Below are 17,158 nucleotides of genomic sequence, written 5' to 3' on the forward strand. Positions count from 1 at the left end.
ATCGTCTCCGTCTGCCCCGCGTCGATCGCGACGTTTTTCATTTTCGCAGGAACGGAAGAAATTCTCCAGTGACATTGACCGAAACTGTGGCATTTCGGCATCAACCCGGGCGACATCGCCCCAGGAGTCGTCCTAGCGTGTTGCCAAAGCGAAACAGGTCCCGATTCGTTCACTAATTTCCGCAAATTTCGATTTGACGGACGGAATTCTACAACCTAGTGTTTTATTGCCCCCTTGTTCAACATAGAAACCAAGGGACCGTCGCCCATCATGCTGAGGCGACTCTAGAACGGTAGGGAAGTCATCATGAACGCGATCAAACAATTTTTGCTCGACGAGGACGCCACAACTGCTGTAGAATATGCGGTGATGCTGGGCCTGATTCTACTGTCAGCAATCTCTGCTATCTCCACGTTTGGCGTCGGGACTGGAGGTCTCTGGGGTGGAATCGCAGCTCAGCTGTAATCGTTTCCTACTTCGAGATCCACGGAAGGCCCTCGTGGTTGTCGCATTTTTGCGACGGATCACGAATGAAAACCTCTTATGCCGCAATGCTTTCTGGCACTAGGCGGAAATGCCGGCGCAGTCGCCGAGACCTTTGCTCGCTGTCTCGATGAGTTGAATTCCCAGCCAGCTGTTTCCGTAGGCCAGGTCAGCAACTCCCACACAACCGCCGCTGTCGGTGCAGTTGCCGGAGACGCGTTTCTCAATGCGGCCACCGAAATTGAGACCAGTCTGGCCCCGCTCGAACTACTCGATTTGCTGCAGGCCACCGAAACCCGGCTGGGCCGGACCCGCGAAAAACGTTGGGGCCCACGGACGCTCGACATCGACATCATCTTTTACGGCGACCTAGTCTGCGACAAGCCTCGGTTGATCCTGCCGCACCCGGCCAGCTGGTACCGGCGATTTGTACTCGATCCGCTCACAGAAATTGCTGCGGATATCGTGCATCCAGTCAAAGGCGTGACCGTGGCTGAATTGCGACAGCGGCTCTTGGCGCGGCCGCTTGATTTCGCGATCTGCGGAGGGAACCCAAAGCAACGCAACGAGCTCTGCGAGATACTGCAATCGCAATTTGCCGAGGCGGATTTCCATGAGACCCTTGCCACTGCCCCGGCCCTCATTGCCTGGTTGGGCGCGGGGGACAGTATCGTGGAAGAGAGTGCCGCGGCATGGGACGAATTGCCCGCCCTGCCGCGACTGGATGTCACACGATTAACTGGCACACCGAGCGAGGCACTGCAGGCGGTCGTAAGTTCCGCACTCGGGCAGTAGCCTCGCAGGCATTGGGCACAAGAGCCGACGCTGCTAGTTAAGCTTGGCCGGGCCATCGGCCAGTGGTCCGAGTTTGGGCAACTTGTCTTGGACGTTCGTGGCCAAGCCGAGTTTTTCCAACACCCAGATTGTGCGGTAGGTGACGTCGATCTCGTACCAACGGTGGCCGTGTTTCGCCAGACGTTGATGGGCGTGGTGGTTGTTGTGCCAACCTTCGCCGTAGGACAACAGGGCCACCCACCACAGGTTGCGTGAGCGATCAGTCGATTCGTAGTTGCGATAACCCCAAACGTGCGTGGCGGAATTCACAAACCATGTGCAGTGGTAGCAGACAACCATGCGGGCACAGAGTCCCCACAGCACGAAGGAAATGCCCAGTCCGCCGACGGCCCATTGACCGATCGCGAAGAGCCCGAATCCAAGTAAAATCGGATACAGGATAAAGGTCTTGTGCAGGAAGCGTTGCACCGGATCGTTGTACATGTCCGGCGCCCAGCGTTTGAACAGCTCCAATTCCTGTTCGGCGGTATCTTTGGGTTGGAACCACAGCATGTGGGACCACCAGAAACCCTGGTTGGGGGAGTGCGGATCCCCTTCATGATCGGAAAGCACATGATGCTTGCGATGATTGGCCACCCAAAACAGCGGGCTGCCTTCGGCGGAGAGTGTTCCGCACAGCGAAAAGAAATATCGAACCGGGCGGGAGACAACCATGCTTCCGTGGGTCAGCAACCGGTGGTAACCCAGCGTGATGCCCCAACAGGCGGTGATGTAGTGCAGAATGAAGAACGCCACCATGGCTTGCCAACTGACGTACCACAGGGCAGCCACGGCGCCGACGTGCATGACCGTCATCCAACCGGTGGTCACCCAATTGATGCCATTGGGAAATTGATCGCGAAACCGGAATGTACTCGGCGTACCTTCCAGCATTTGACGACGTTTTCCCGCCTGACGCTCCTCCGTTCGCGATTGCTCGGGGCGCGGCGCGGGAGATTTGATCGTATGACGGTCTAATTTATGGTTACGCGTTTGCGTTGGCGCTTTGGTTTGCGTGGCTTGTGGCGACACTAGACTGCTCCCCTCATATTGTCAGCTTTTACTTGCGAAAGTTTGCCGATCGCGCGACAGAGGCTTGTTGGATTCCCTCTCCCGAATTTCATGGCCGGCACTTGCACGGCCCGTAGTAACTGCATCCAGCAGTTCGTTGCTGTTTACGATCGGCATGTCCATCGGATTGACGGACATTGTTCGGTGTCCAAACCGAAGTCGAAGAATTCTAAGCAAATACGCGTTTTGCAGTGTCATCGTTTTGTAAAAGTTACGTAAAAATTCGGTGTTTCCCAGAATTTCCCGAGGCTGCACCAATCACCGCAAACTCTTCTAATAAAAACAGTTATGGCATTTTTTCGAAATAGAATGTTTGTCAATCTGCCGTTACCAGCGGTGGCGATGTAGGCGCGGGCGGCGATGCCAGCGCCGTGGGCCAATCACAATTTGCGCCGAGGGACGCGGGGTGACATACACCGTGGACGGGGGACCGGGGACTGTCATTACGGCCGATGGGGTCACGGTAGTCGCACCGGCAACATACTGCGGTCCGCCGCTGGTTTGCATGGCTTGAATCACGCCATCCCCAACGCCTTCGGATTTGAGTGCGATCAACGCGTTGGGAGAAAGGTCAAAACGTCCTCCGCGACTGCGAATCGTGCCGGCAATCACTTCCTGCGATAGACCGCCGCGCGCCATACGGATCACGTCATCATTGGTCACCGCTTGAGCATCGGCGTGGCGGCGCCATTCTGCCTGTTGGGCAGCGACTACGGCTGCGTCACGTTCTTCGGACATCTGTTGTGCATTGCCGACCAATGCCCCGCCCAGCGCTCCCGCAGCGGCCCCGATCAGCGCGCCTCCCTCGCCGTGACCGGACTGGTGGCCGATGATTGCACCGGTGGTGGCGCCAATACCGGTGCCGACCAGCGCTCCGTTTTCGGTATGATTCATACTGCGGCACCCAGCAAACAAGGGCAGGACGAAAACGCAGCCGACGAAATAGCAAAACGACTTATATAGGCGAGGCATGATAGTTCCCTCCATGGATCCACGCTGACTCAATAATCCGCAGCGCGGTGATTTGGCCTTAGGCAATGCGAACTCATTTCGCATCTTCACTGGAATGGATCGACACAGTCATCAATCAACACTGAAATCAATCGACCCATTGCAACCATACAATTGGGTGTGACTCAACCCGCAATAAACACGCCAAGGGGTCGGATGTATCGGGGGGCTACCGCTTAATTCGGCTATTTTTTCAGTAAAAGTAGCATTCGCGACAACCGACCGGCAATTTCTGCCGGTCGGTTGCGGTAAAACGGTGCGGAGCATAGCGAAATCCTCAATCTGCGTCGACAGCCGTTTTTCCATCGACGAATATTGAGAGACCGACCCAAAAAACGACCGGGGCATTTGGCAACAGGACGCGGGGTGTCTATCTTGAAAGCCAAAACCTCCCCCGGCGAGTTCGTTTCGCCCGGATTATGACTCTCACAACTGAAGGACTATCGCCACTATGAGTGCCGACGCAAAAATTCAAGAACTCGGACTAGAACTGCCCGCTCCCCAAGTCCCCGCCGGAACCTATATGCCGGTGGTCCAAGTGGGCAATCTGATTTACGTCTCCGGGCACGGCCCTTTGCACGCCAATGGCAAGCAGATCCAAGGGCGGGTGGGCGATGATCTCACCGAAGAGCAAGGCAACGAAGCGGCCCGGCTCGTGGGACTGTGCATCTTGTCGACGATCAAGAACTATCTGGGCTCGCTCGACCGGGTGGAGCGTTTGGTCAAGGCGCTGGGCATGGTAAACGCCACCGCCGATTTTCGGCATCACCCCAAAGTGATCAACGGCTTTAGCGACTTGATGGTCGAAGTCTTCGGCGAAAAAGGTCGCGGCGCCCGTAGCGCCGTCGGCATGGGCTCACTGCCCTTCAACATCGCTGTAGAGGTCGAAGTGATTTTCGAAGTCCGCGATTGAAAATGGCCCAGGCATCATGCCGGAACATTTTCATCCAGGGTGGCTGGGATCGTGCGTTGTCGTGCGCTCCGCATGTTGCGTAGTCGGATCAACCGCGATCCAGCCAAGGCAGCGGGGCGCCGGCGGGGGGGAGTTTGACCAACTCGACGCTCGTCACATCGGGATGCGCACAGATTTCGGCGATGATCTCTTGCGTGGGAGCGTTATCCAGATTCAGCACCGCAATCGCGTTGCCCCCCTGTTCGTCGTGTTCACGCCCCAGGGACATGTGCGCGATATTCACGCCATGTTCGCCGAACATCGTGCCGATGTAGCCGATCAAACCGGGCACGTCGCGGTGCCGGAAAATCAACATCAGCCCATCCAGATAGGCATCCAGCGAAAACGTTCCCAACCGGACCAAACGCAAAAATTGCTTGCCGAAGACTGTCCCGGCAGCAGTCGGCTGGCCGTTATCCGTATCAATCGTCGCCTGAATCAATGTCGAGAAATCGCCGATTTCTGAGGAACTCGACTCGGTGATCTCAATCCCCCGCTCTTTGGCCATCAACTCAGCGTTGACGATATTCACGTTATCATCCATCGCCGCTTCGAGTAGCCCCGAGGTGAAGCTGGCGGTGATCAATTTAGTGTTTTTCGCAGCTACCTCGCCGCGATACATAATGCGGGCACTCTTGATCCCCCCCGCCTTGGGATGTTGCGCTAAGAGCAATCCCAAACGACGACTGAGGTCGAGGTACGTGCGAATCTCGGCCATCTCCGCTGCCGAGACCGGCGCCAAATTGACGGCATGGCGAATTTCATTTCGCAGCAAAAACCCACTGATCAGTTCGGCCGCTTCGACCGCCACCAGTTCCTGGGCTTCTTCTGTCGAAGCCCCCAGGTGCGGCGTGCTGAGTACTTGCGGCAGCTTGACCAAGCGGTCGTCGGTGGGGGGTTCGGACGTAAACACATCCAGCGCTGCGCCGCCGACCTGTCCTGCTTCGATCGCATCGGCCAGATCATTCTCATCAACGATTCCACCACGGGCGCAGTTAATGATCCGCACGCCTTTGCGCATTTTGGCCAGACGCGCGGCATTGATGATGCCTCGTGTTTCATCCGTCAGCGGCGTGTGCACTGTTAGGTAATCGCACAGCGGAACCAGATCGTCGATATCTCGATGTAGCTCGATCCCCAACTCGGCCGCCCGCTCGGCGGACAGAAACGGGTCGAAGCCGACAATCTTCATTTCCAAACCTTGGGCCCGTTTGGCGACCGACAAACCAATTCGTCCCAGACCGACAATGCCCAACGTCTTACCCGCGAGCTGCGTTCCGGTGTACAACTTGCGATCCCAACGTCCGGCGCTCATGCTGGCAGCGGCGGGGGCAATGTTTCGCGACAAGGACATCATCATCGCCACGGTATGTTCGGCCGTACTGGTCGTATTGCCCGCCGGAGTATTCATCACCACAATTCCCTCGCGGGTGGCGGCCGGCAGGTTGATGTTATCGACGCCCACCCCGGCACGAACGACCACTTTGAGTCGCGGTTGGTCCTTGAGCAATTCCGGCGTCAGTTTCGTCGCACTACGAATAATAATGCCGTCCGCCTCTTTGAGCGCCTCGCGGACCTCTTCCGGAGAAAGTCCCTGACGGACATCGACCTCGATACCCTGCAGATTTTTTAATACTTCCATCCCAGCTGGGGACAGATTGTCGGTGATCAATACTCTAAACATTATCCGATTCCCAAAAATGATTGCTCAGCACACATTCGCCATAGAAATAGCGGGTACCGTTCCCTGCAGATCGACCCGGTGAATTCGCAGTCTGTCGAAAAAGGGGGACACCGGCGGCTTGTCCGCCAGTGTAATCCGCCCGCCCCGCCAAACACTGCTGGACAAGCCAGCAGTGGCACCCGGATTCCTGCAGATCTACACGACAAACCCGCGCTTGGTCTAGTCAGGGTCCGCCGAAATTCGACGTCCGACCGCGCGCCATACGCCTCTCACACTAGCTTAGTGGAGACAGGCGTAGCGCCAAGGGTCACGAAACCGCTAGCAGCGCGGAAATCGCAAACTTGCACACAAAGCGGCAAAATCACCTGGGGGAGACCGCCTAAAACGGCTGTACGAACGCCTCGCCGCTACTGATTTGCGTCCCGCCATTTCCCGGAATCGGCGCGCCGATTTGCATATTCGAGTCAGGAACCGGTGCAATCGGCCGTTCGGTGATCACTGCTTGGGGCACACTGGCCGTCGCTGCGGAGTAGTTCGGCAGTGGATAATTAGCCATTTGTTGTTGCGGGTAACCGTTTTGCGCCGTCGTCCAGGGGGTGGGGGCATAGACGGCCGATCCGATGGAACTGATTTGCGGATTCTCGCGCATCAGAGCCGTCATCCGCGATTCGACCTGGGGCTGGCTCCATTGTGAGAATCGCGAACGCTGATACATCGCCAATGCCCGGTCTTTTTGTCCGGTGTCTTCGTAGACCTGTCCCAATTGCGCCGAAGCGATTGGATCGTTGGGACGGATCCGCAGCGCCTGCGTCAGCAATTGTTCCGACGCGGCCAGATTGCCTTGTTCACGGTTCATCCAAGCGAGTTCGATATACGGCTCGGTGTTGTACGGTTGGGTTTCTTTCCAGGCTTGCAGCATGGAAAGTGTCTCACCTTGGCGGCCCTGTTCGTTGAGCAGCAGCGCCAAGCTGTGATACGACGGTTGGTGTTCGGGATTCACAGTGATCGCATGCCGGTACAGCCGTTCCGCCTCGCCGACTTGCCCCTGCTTTTTCTGGGCGGCGGCGAGATTGTGGATGTAGTCGGCGTTCTCCGGATCGTTGATCACGGCCCGCTGAAATTCATCCTTGGCCATCGTGTAATTGCCGGCCTTATAATAATTCTTGCCGACTTCGTTATTCATCGTGCCGTTCATTGCATTGCAACCTGCAAAGACAACGAGGGCGACACAAGCGAACCGGCGAGAACGCGTCAGGCGCGAACGGGAGACCATACTCATGATGGCCGAGCTCCGTAATAAATGCTGGGAAGTGAATGCGAGAGAATTGAGAGACGAGTCTTGAGGGGCGGGTTGCCATCTACCGACGCGAATGAACGAGTCACAACGGCAACACCATCTCCCGCGAGAGGATTTGTGGCGGGGAGAATATCGCGAAGCGACCGATCGGGCAAGCCCAGCTTGAGGGGGCTAGGATTTGAGATATTGAGCCAGGAAAAATACCCAAGGGTGGCCTCGAAAGATTCTCTTTCGGGGCGGCGCAGCCGCAGGAGCTTGTTACGTTTTGAGTTAACGTAGAATGATTTCACCTGAAGCAACCTGAATTTTCTTGATCCGGCGCATTCATTCGCACATGATCAAAGCATGTCCGACAAGCGCCGCCAATACGACAACCAACTCTACTGCCACTTTGTGACGTTCTCGTGCCATGGACGCCGCAGGCTACTCGATGAAGATCAACCGAAGAAAATTCTGCTCGGACAGTTAAACTCGCAATTGCAAGACCGCTCCGCGACGTGTGTGGGTTTCGTGGTGATGCCCGACCATATGCACGCCGTGATCCGATTCTCGGAGACCGGCCAATTGAGCCGCTTCATCCAACACTGGAAACGTCTTTCGAGCCACGCAATCCGAAAATGGTACCGCGAGGGAAACTCAGCCTATTTCCAAAACAGTGAGGTACCCGACCGCATCTGGACGCCGAAGTATTACTCGTTTGAGATTTATTCCGAGGCAAAGCTCTCAGGAAAACTGGAGTACATGCACCGGAATCCTGTGCGCGCCGGTTTGGTGCAGAAATGTGCTGTTTGGAAATGGAGTTCCGCACGCTGGTATTTGGAGAAGAGAACCGTAGGCGTGCCGATTAGTTGGGTCGCCTAAATTGAACCTCTCCTGCCGACTTCGTCGGCCCCGAAAGAATCTTTCGGGGCCACCCCTGCGTCCATGTGACGCCTTATTGCCTTGAGCCACTCGGTAAACGTCATGCTGTCTCCGGGAGGATAATAGCCACAATACAGTTCTGACACCATGTAACGTTCAAGGGCTGAGTCGTCCAGATATTCGGAAATAATGGCACTTATGTCGTCACAGACAGATTTCACCATGTCTTTCGACTCGGAACACACGAAGGCTTCAACTACTGACTCCCAGGAATCATGTTCGGCATCCCAATCTTGGTGAAAATACGCTCCACAAAGGTAACGCAATGGAGAATGCCTAATTTCGTTCATGGTTCCGAGTATCCTGAAATATGCGATAACCGCAGTGTGTCCCAAAAAGGTTCTTTCTTGGCCGACGAAGTCGGCAAGGGATCCGTTGTTTTCCCCAGGCTCCGCGCAATCCCTCCTGCGGCTGCGCCGCCCCGAAAGAATCTTTCGGGGCCACCCCGACGTTACTTAATTCGCCGTATTGACAACCATCGCGTCAGAAACGCGAGCGGGAGCAAGACTGTGTTAATCAACAGGACCCGCATCCACACGCCGAAATGAAAGACAACGTCCATATCGGGAGTGCCGTTCCATCCAGGCGCATGCATCGCTGTTTGAATCCACTGGAGATCATACCAGATAACGACGAACGCAATCGCTATGTGCCCAGCAATAATACCCCAACCACGTGCGAAGTAGGCAGCGAGAACCGTGATCGAAAGATAAAGCGACCACGCGAGCAGCGAATAGGAAACAAGTTGCGAGAGTGCCCATTCCATCATTGGTTTAGCCTACGTCGCCTAATAGGGTTTCGGCTGACAAAATGGAGTCGGTAGGCGGGAGTTTGCCCTGCGTCACTGTGCTGCGCTCAAGTGCGCCGACAGTCCCAATATCCCGTATGCCCTTACCATTGTGGATTCGTGACCCTCCACCCATTTCAACGTCGTCTGCCAGTTCTTCGGCGTTTCGTCGTCGCGGCAAACGCAAAATAAGGCCACTGCGTGTAAATATTCATCGTTGATAACGTTGCATACCGCGTGAGCTTCATTACCTCGTCCGCCTGATAAACACCCAACCACTATATTCAATGCATAAACGTCTTTGGTCATTGTGTCAGCAGCATCCGCAGTCTCCCATATGCGAAGTGCCGCATTGATATTGCCCTCTTTTGCGTACCCCTGTGCAGTTCTCGACAACGCCATGCGTTTTTGCGACTTGAGTGAAATAGTGTTTGCAATTGATTCGGCCTCTTGCGGGAATCCGTGTTGCGCCATCGAGCTCGACACTACATTTTTTGCCGCGTCATTCCAGGCACCCCCGTCCGCTTCGCCACCGAGTGCGTTGCGGAAATTGCCCAAGGCCAAGTCTTTCATTCCCAAAACGCTGGCTTGCAATTCAGCAAGCGCACGGTATTGGTATTGGCGATGAGCAAAGCGAATCTCTTTTTTCGTATTTGTGTGGTATGTATCGAATAGGAACGTCATATCATCGCCGAGCGACAAAGCATACCATAGTGTCATAATGTCTCTGAGACTCGCATTGGCTGCGGTTATGGATTCAATCTCCAAAACGGTTTCATAGGCCTTCCGCAAGACTTGCCGCGAACTTTTTGCGTCGCCGGCCCGTTGACGAATCTTCGCCAGCGTAACGTACCCTTGTGCTTTTTGCGCGATAATGGGTATTTCTTCAACGACCCGTATCGCTGAGCCAAGCTCACCTTTATTCGCCAGCGCTGCCGCTATTTGTTCAGAACTGCCATGGTAAAGCGACTCACGCTCAATTTGGGCTCGGACTATTTCTGCTTTGCGAACTCTCCCTACTCTGCACAACGATTCCACAATTGCATCGTAAGCCATATCTTTATTGAGTCGATCTTGTATTTTATCGGCCGTCGCAATCGCTTGTTCGTAATACTTTGTCACATCCTCTGTGTAGTCGCATTGAAATGCTTCTTCTGCGACTTCGCAAGATTGCCGACCATCGTCACTTCCATCTTTAATGGCTGACAAAGTTTTTGCTGCGTCCCTTAGATGTGAACGACAACTTGTAAAGTCACCCAACTGTCGCTCTTGTTTTGCCATGCGCAAGTAAAGCGACGCCTGCAGAATGGGCCTGTCGATGGTCGCAATCAGATGAGTAGCTCTATCAAAATGTCCGTTATCAATCAGTGCCTCCGCCAAATTAGCCAAGTGTCCGAAGTTCTTGTCCGCGTTCGTACACCACGTAACGATTTCTTGTGCTTCGTCGAAAAGACCGGCGCGGACAGCCAATTGGACAAACGGCTCCTCAAATCGCACCACATCAACGCTGGAAGATAGACCTAAGTCATACTGAGCAAGGAGGCTATTATACTCCCGAAAGGTTAACCTTGAATTGCGACAGCGCTCTAATTCCTCGAAAGCATGTCGTACCAAGTGACGGACGTCATCAACCGTCGCGGACGTAGGAACCTCGTCCGCCTTCAAACGCCTTTGTTGAAGCAGCGAAACCTCGTTCATTACCATATCCGCCGTCTTAGAGGAGGCAATAGCCCCCTCTTTGCTTCGGGACTGAACGCCAACACTGTAAATCAACCCCGTGATTACAAGTGCAGCAAACAGGCACGAGTATAAGTATTTCTGTGGTTGCGGCATGTTGTGTGCCTCATAGCCCAGTTCTTGCAACGAATTCCTGCATTCTCACTCGCATCTTGGGTTATCCATTTTCATCAATGGGCAGCACGATCTATTCTGCCACCCTTTCATCCGTGTTCATCCGTGGCTAAAAACTCACCCGCCCGCACCCGTCGCCACCACGCGGTGGAAGTGCAACTCCACTTCGCGATCCACCACCCGCCGCAAACCTTCGACCAAGCAGGTTGGTTCGTGGTCTGATTCGCCGATGCGGATGATTTCTTGGAGCGGCGTGCCGGGGGTGACGGTGAAGGTGGCTTGGTGGATCGTTTGATTGCCGGCGTCGAGTTCGGGGACGATGAAGTGGATTGTCGCTCCGTAGGTCAGCATGCGGTGTTCGAAGGCGTCTTGGTAGGGGCGGAAGCCGGGGAACGGTGGCAGTAAGCCGTGATGCAGGTTGATAATCCGTCCTCCTGCGAATCTCCAACAGGTGCTTGCCGGCAAAATCCGCATGTAGCGCGCCAGCACGATGTAATCGACGTCGTATTCGTCGAAAACCTCCACCATACGATCGTTGTCGGGATTTCCTTTTCCGTCCCCCACCATTTGCCAATCGACGCCAAACTGCTCCGCCACCCCCTGCACTGCACTGCGGTTGCCAAGCATCACCACCGGATCGGCCTTAATACGGCCATCACGAATCGCGCGCAAGACCGCCAGTGCCGGTTCGGGGCGATAGGTTGTACAGATCGCCAGCCGCGGCTTTCTGGATGGCTGCGGCCGTGACCAAGTACGAATCGACAATCCGGTCTGCTGGCCAATCTCATTCATCTTCTCCCGTAATTCATCCACCGATGGCGAATCGCTCGGCCATTCGATGCGAAGCAACATGGCAAAGATCCGCTCCGCATCATGATCGTACATCTGGATTTCACTGATGTTGGCTCCCGATGTAGAAACATGATGCACAATCGGATCGGCCAACCCACGATTATCCGGTCCGACGGCGGTGATGATGACTTGCATGGCATTTCCAGTAGGCAGTAGACAGTAGACAGAAAAAAGTGGTTAGTGGCCAGTGGCCAGAGGTTGCGCCAGGATAGTCTTGGGGCTTAGTTGCGCCATTCCTATAGCCTAAGGTCTAAAGCCTAAAGCCTCTTTCCTCAAGCCTGTCCCCTCACGCCTCATGCCTGGCCCCTTAGACTACAGGCTGTTTATGATAGCGGGGCTTGGATTAGCTGTATGACCTTTGTGATGGAATTGGAACATACGATGCGGTGGAACGCAATTCTTGTTTTGTGTGTGACCTTGAGTGCTGGGTTACTGGCCGATGTGCGTGCGGCGGATCCGCCCGAGAGGATGCTGGCGATTCGTGTGACGGTCACGTCCAAGTTGCCGTTCGCCCAGGTACCGCTTGATCCGGAGATTGACTTCGCGACGGCAATCACTGAACTGGGTGCGACCGGGGTACTGGATCCTGATTCGATTTCCGTCCACAACGTTGCAACAGGTCAAACAGTTCCGCATGCATTGCGTGAAGACTTTGCGCTTGGTGATCGGGGACGTGTGGAATGGGTGGTACGTGATCCCGCGCATACGACATATGAAATTCGCTTTAGTAGCGTCGCGCAGCGGCCTCAGGTGCAGGTGCAGAAATTCACGCCACAAATCGGTACCGGCGATCTGTTGCGTTACAATGCTGGGGTCGGGCGACCGATCAGCCCCAGTTATCTGAGTCGGTTGATCGACATCAACGGCGACGGCCGGCGCGATTTGCTTGGTTGCTGGAATTATGCCTACCGTGCCGGTGACCCTTGGGATGGGATCATTGCGTTTCCGCGCGTAGGCGGGAAAGATGAATTGGGGTTCGGAGAGCTGACCCGCTTGCGCTATCTGGAATCCGCTGACGCTACGGAGCCTAAGCATTTCAGCTCGATTTATATGCGCGCCGATTTCGCGGATTTTAATCGTGACGGACTCATTGATGTCGTCTATTCGCCGCGGCGGGGGGATGAGTTGCACCTCTATCTCAACAGTGGCCACAACGATGCGGGCGGATGGCCGAAGTTGGTCGCTGCGGGAAGCGTGTCGCGCCAGGGGGCCAAATGGGGCACATGCCGTGCGGTGGATCTCAACGGCGATGATGCCGTCGACTTTGTGGTGGGCGACACTTATCTGAAGAACACTAACCCCGAGGGTTGGCCGATGCAGTTAGCGACCGCTACAAAAATTGATGCCGGACAGTCTGCGTGTTTCTTGGATGTCGACGAAGATGGGCAGTTGGATGCAATTTGCTTGATTGACGGCTCGGACGAAGACCCCCGCGCGCGGCGTGTGGCTTGGCGAAAGAATCTGGGGGGTGATCCTCCAACATTTGCCGCAGCGGAACGATTAAGTGACATTGCTGTGAATTGGTGCAGCGAGTTGGCGGCTGTCCCCGACGGTCCGCGCCGTGGCCTGTTGGTACAACATGACGTCTATCAGCGCGTTTCATTTTACGAACATCAGCCGAGCGAAAATGACACCGCGCGGTTTCAACTTTTCGACGATGCCAAATCGAAGTCGGCGGTTTTAGCTTTGAGTGATCAAGCTTGGCCGTGTGTTTGTGATTGGGATGGTGATGGGGATCAAGATTTGTTGGTGGGCGGCGGATATGGATGGCCGCGGATCGTGATCAACGAGGGAACGAACGCTCAGCCGGCTTATGCGGAAGCCAAGCAAATTTTAGCGGATGGTCAGCCGATTCGGTTGTTGCGCGACGACATCCTGGATAGCAAACATTGGCACAACATGGGTTACCCCTTTCCCGTCTACGCGGATTGGGACGGGGATGACCTGCCCGATTTGATTCTGCCCAACGAAACCAATCGGATTTTCTGGTACAAAAATATCGGTACGCGCAGCCAACCGCAATTCTCGGCGCAGCGACAAATTCTTTGCGATGGGTTTCCCGATACCCCGGCGATGATTGCCGAGTCGGCGCGATTGGCGGGGGACAAGTCCGTGCCGAACCAGCCGTATCCCTTTGAGAAGCAGCGTCCCTTCTTTTGGCGGACCGGCATTGCCGTCGCGGATTTTAACGGTGACGGATTGTCGGACTTTATTACGCATGATGGCTTCACGCGCAAGGCGACGTTGTTCGCGCAATATCGCGACGAATCGGGCAACTTGAGGCTGCGCAAGCAGGCACCACTGAAACTGGCTGATGGACGGTTGATCGATGATGCGATCGTGGGACGGACCTCGCATTGGACGGAATCGTTTCGCGCGACGGATTGGAATGGAGACCGGCTGCAAGATTTGATCTACAGTTGCGCCGGGACGCGACCCGAGCAAGGCAGCATCTATTTGCTAAAAAATGTGGGCACCGCCACCGATCCGCTCTTCGATGCACCGCGGACTCTCAGTTGTTTCGGCAAGCCGATCAAAGTCACCGCGCACGGCCCGCATCCTTGGGTTGCCGATATGGATGGCGACGGTAAGCCGGACGTGCTGACGTGTGTGGAATGGAGTGTATATCCCTTTTTCAGTCATGCCGCGATCGAAATGCCCGAGCGTCCCCAACTGGAAATTGTTCCGATTGACCGTCGTTAATGGGAATGGGTGAATCGACTGTTGCGAATCGGGTCGCCGCAACATCACAATGCTAGGTCGACAGCGCTCACTGTGACTTTCCCCCAGCGGACTGAGAAGAACCATGCACCTCTCATTTTACACCTACAGCTACACCGATGTCCTCGACCAGCCGATCCCCGAGACGTTGGCCTTTGCCGCCGGCGTGGGATACACGCGGGTTGATGTGTCGGGCACGCATGGCAAATCCAATGATCCCGGATCGTTTGATGCCGCGCGGCGGAAATTAACGCGTGAGACAGCGGAGCGGTTTGGCCTTCGCGTGGCGGCGGTGATTACGCATGCGGAATTGACGGGGACCATCGCCGCCGGCAAGCCGCTCGATTTGAAAGGGAGCGTTGATTTGGCCGTCGATCTCGGCGCGCCGGTCGTCACGTTTCACATGGGTGGTCCGCAAGAGGGGATTGCCCCGGAGGCCTTGTGGAAAAAAACGGCGAAAGCAATTCGCGCTGCCGCCGATTACGGATCTTCAAAACATGTCTCTCTGGCGGTCGATGGCATTTGGCCAACCTGGATCGACGATTCGCCCGATGCTCTGCAACGGCTATTCGACGACGTTGGCTCCGACGATTTTGGTGTGAACTTCGATCCTTGTTATTTGGAATTGATCGATGTTGACCCCGTGAAGTTTTTTGACCGTTTTGCCAAACGGATTCGGCATACGCATTTGAAAGACCACATCGGTAAGTATCCGAAATGGACGCATCATATCCCGGGACAAGGGAGCATGGATTATACGCCGTTGGTTGCCGTAGCTGCGAAACACAAATATTCCGGCGCGATGACGGTGGAATGTTTCACGAACATGGAACTTACAGAAGCAGCTCGCGTCGGTTTCCGTACGATGACGGCTGCGGCTGAGAAAACCGGGATGAGTTTTGTGGGGGCGGCGACTTAGTTGTTTGTGGGGAGGGGGATTGCGCAGTGGGTACTCAAAGCCGAGCTTCGGGAAATTGGGAACCAGGATGCCTTGGGTGGTGGAGCGCAGAAACCGGCGGTTATTTTTGTTTGCGGTTCTTTCGGGATTTTTTGGGTGGGCGGACGCCAGTTTTTTTGGCCCAGGCGCGATACGCAACCAGGAGTTCGTCTCGTTTTTCGGGATCTGCCTTCGCTAAGTCATTGAGCTCTGTACGATCTTTGCTGAGATCATACAGCTCCCACGGCCCTCCTTCGGCGGAGACGAGTTTCCAATCTCCCTGTCGGACGGCGGCGCTGCCAAAGTGCTCCCAAAATAGCATCTCATGCCCGGTCCGTTGTTTGCCTTCTAAAACCGGCAACAGACTTTTGCCGTCGAGCGGGTGGATGGTTTTGCCGTCGACCGTTTCCGGATAATCCGCATCGGCGACATCCAAACAAGTCGCCATTAAGTCGACGACATGGCCAACCTGCTTGGTGAGTTTCCCGGACTTTACAACAGCGGGCCAATGCGCGATCAGCGGCGAGGAGATTCCGCCCTCGTGCACCCAATGTTTGTAACGACGAAACGGCGTGTTGCTGGCGTTGGCCCAATTTTTTCCATAGGCCAGATAGCTGTCTTGGGGACCGGGGGGCGTGCCGGGGACTTCGCTGCGAACGGGATTTTCGTGGCAACCACCGTTGTCGGCTAGGAACAGAATCAGCGTGTTTTCGAGTTCCCCTACCGCTTGGATCTGATCAACGATTCGCCCCACCCCTTGATCCATGCGGTCGATCATGGCGGCATAGACGGCCATCTTCAGATCAAAATCTGCTTGCTCTTTTTCCGTCAGATTGTCCCAAGGCTCTGCATCGAGCGGCGAGAGCGGCCAGTCGGCATCGACGATGCCCGCTTCGATCATCCGCGCGTGCCGTTGTTTGCGGAGTGCTTCCCAACCGCCGCGATATTTACCGCGATACTTTTCGATGTCTTCTGGCCAAGCGTGCAACGGCCAGTGCGGAGCGGTATAGGCCACGTAAAGAAAAAAAGGTTCATCGCGGCGGCCATATTCATCGACCATTTTTACAGCGTAGTCGCTGATCGCATCGGTCATATAAAAACTGCCTTCGGCTGGCGGAGTGTAGGGTTGGTCTTCCAAGCCCATTTGGCGGCCTTCGTCGACTTTCCAATAATTACACGCTCCGCTGATTAGACCAAAGTAACGATCAAAGCCGCGGTCGGTTGGCCAATTCGGACGCTGCTCGCCGACGTGCCATTTCCCCGACATCAACACGTTGTACCCCGCCGGTTTGAGTGCTTCGGCAATGGTGAGGCAACTGTCGTTCAAATACCCTTGATAGGGGGAATCGGTCCCCTTCCCCGCTGCACGCTTTTTGACCATCCCTCCCATCCCGGCACTGTGCGAATACAGTCCCGTGAGCAGCGAAGCTCGCGTCGGACAGCAGCGGGAGGTGTTATAAAATTGCGTGAACCGCAATCCTCCCTCAGCCAGACGATTGAGATGCGGCGTGTCGATTTCGCCGCCATAACAGCCAATGTCGGAATACCCCATGTCATCGGCCATGATGATGACAATATTAGGCCGCTCCGCCGCAGATGCCTGCGACACGAAACAGACAGCGGCAACGACAATGAGCGGCAACCATACGATGCGGCGAAAGATTTTTAGCCACGGATGAACACGGATCATCACGGATAAACTGACGCCACGATTATTAGGAGGTGTCGCCGAAACGTTGCCCATCGGTCTCTCCTAA

The 17,158-nt window shown here is 55.3% G+C and carries 15 protein-coding genes; 6 read left to right on the forward strand and 9 right to left on the reverse strand.

The features are described 5' to 3' along the window. The first annotated feature begins 306 nt into the window (after window positions 1-306). Entirely contained in the window at window positions 307-465 is a 159-nt protein-coding gene (locus CA54_RS06635) for a Flp family type IVb pilin (protein ID WP_145373999.1), read from the forward strand. A 78-nt stretch (window positions 466-543) separates the two neighbouring features. Continuing rightward, complete coding sequence (folK, locus tag CA54_RS06640) at window positions 544-1,278, forward strand: 2-amino-4-hydroxy-6-hydroxymethyldihydropteridine diphosphokinase (protein WP_146370028.1); 735 nt, start codon at window positions 544-546, stop codon at window positions 1,276-1,278. Between the two features lie 33 nt (window positions 1,279-1,311). On the opposite strand, the gene CA54_RS06645 is transcribed toward folK, so the two are convergent. Together CA54_RS06645 and CA54_RS06650 are read right to left on the reverse strand one after the other, a co-directional pair. Further along, window positions 1,312-2,349, reverse strand: a complete 1,038-nt coding sequence (locus tag CA54_RS06645; protein WP_197532246.1) for an acyl-CoA desaturase — start codon at window positions 2,347-2,349, stop codon at window positions 1,312-1,314. A 366-nt stretch (window positions 2,350-2,715) separates the two neighbouring features. Beyond that, window positions 2,716-3,360 (reverse strand): YMGG-like glycine zipper-containing protein, encoded by a 645-nt coding sequence (locus tag CA54_RS06650; protein ID WP_197532247.1) that lies wholly within the window; start codon window positions 3,358-3,360, stop codon window positions 2,716-2,718. Window positions 3,361-3,850: 490 nt separating this feature from the next. Between CA54_RS06650 and CA54_RS06655 the strand changes: the two genes are divergently transcribed. Continuing rightward, window positions 3,851-4,312 carry a RidA family protein gene (locus CA54_RS06655; RefSeq protein ID WP_146370030.1) on the forward strand — a complete coding sequence of 154 codons (462 nt, stop codon included), beginning with the start codon at window positions 3,851-3,853 and terminating at the stop codon, window positions 4,310-4,312. Window positions 4,313-4,400: 88 nt separating this feature from the next. Here CA54_RS06655 and serA read toward each other — a convergent pair whose 3' ends face one another. Continuing rightward, the gene (gene serA, locus CA54_RS06660) at window positions 4,401-6,035 is read right to left on the reverse strand and encodes a phosphoglycerate dehydrogenase (protein ID WP_197532248.1); all 1,635 of its coding nucleotides are present in this window, start codon (window positions 6,033-6,035) and stop codon (window positions 4,401-4,403) included. Window positions 6,036-6,414: 379 nt separating this feature from the next. Further along, window positions 6,415-7,218, reverse strand: a complete 804-nt coding sequence (locus tag CA54_RS06665) for a tetratricopeptide repeat protein (protein WP_197532249.1) — start codon at window positions 7,216-7,218, stop codon at window positions 6,415-6,417. A 459-nt stretch (window positions 7,219-7,677) separates the two neighbouring features. Between CA54_RS06665 and CA54_RS06670 the strand changes: the two genes are divergently transcribed. Further along, on the forward strand, window positions 7,678-8,193 hold the full coding sequence (locus tag CA54_RS06670; protein WP_146370033.1) for an REP-associated tyrosine transposase: 516 nt from the start codon (window positions 7,678-7,680) through the stop codon (window positions 8,191-8,193). Here the strand turns inward: CA54_RS06670 and CA54_RS30170 are convergent. From CA54_RS30170 to CA54_RS06685, 4 genes are all read right to left on the reverse strand, one after another. Continuing rightward, window positions 8,190-8,543 (reverse strand): contact-dependent growth inhibition system immunity protein, encoded by a 354-nt coding sequence (locus CA54_RS30170; RefSeq protein WP_197532250.1) that lies wholly within the window; start codon window positions 8,541-8,543, stop codon window positions 8,190-8,192. The genes CA54_RS06670 and CA54_RS30170 overlap by 4 nt on opposite strands. A 161-nt stretch (window positions 8,544-8,704) precedes the next feature. Next, window positions 8,705-9,022, reverse strand: a complete 318-nt coding sequence (locus tag CA54_RS06675; RefSeq protein WP_146370034.1) for a hypothetical protein — start codon at window positions 9,020-9,022, stop codon at window positions 8,705-8,707. A gap of 72 nt (window positions 9,023-9,094) precedes the next feature. Next, window positions 9,095-10,873 carry a tetratricopeptide repeat protein gene (locus tag CA54_RS06680; protein ID WP_146370035.1) on the reverse strand — a complete coding sequence of 593 codons (1,779 nt, stop codon included), beginning with the start codon at window positions 10,871-10,873 and terminating at the stop codon, window positions 9,095-9,097. Between the two features lie 135 nt (window positions 10,874-11,008). Then, complete coding sequence (locus CA54_RS06685; RefSeq protein WP_146370036.1) at window positions 11,009-11,878, reverse strand: formyltetrahydrofolate deformylase; 870 nt, start codon at window positions 11,876-11,878, stop codon at window positions 11,009-11,011. A 216-nt stretch (window positions 11,879-12,094) separates the two neighbouring features. On the opposite strand from CA54_RS06685, the gene CA54_RS06690 reads away from it, so the two are divergent. Continuing rightward, window positions 12,095-14,446 (forward strand): FG-GAP repeat domain-containing protein, encoded by a 2,352-nt coding sequence (locus CA54_RS06690; RefSeq protein ID WP_146370037.1) that lies wholly within the window; start codon window positions 12,095-12,097, stop codon window positions 14,444-14,446. 103 nt (window positions 14,447-14,549) lie between these two features. Next, a complete protein-coding gene (locus CA54_RS06695) occupies window positions 14,550-15,383 on the forward strand; it encodes a sugar phosphate isomerase/epimerase family protein (protein ID WP_146370038.1) in 834 nt (277 codons plus the stop codon). Window positions 15,384-15,483: 100 nt separating this feature from the next. Here CA54_RS06695 and CA54_RS06700 read toward each other — a convergent pair whose 3' ends face one another. Then, on the reverse strand, window positions 15,484-17,145 hold the full coding sequence (locus CA54_RS06700) for an arylsulfatase (protein ID WP_231962990.1): 1,662 nt from the start codon (window positions 17,143-17,145) through the stop codon (window positions 15,484-15,486). Window positions 17,146-17,158 lie beyond the last annotated feature (13 nt).

Origin of the sequence: Symmachiella macrocystis, assembly GCF_007860075.1 — a bacterium.
Taxonomy (GTDB): domain Bacteria; phylum Planctomycetota; class Planctomycetia; order Planctomycetales; family Planctomycetaceae; genus Symmachiella; species Symmachiella macrocystis.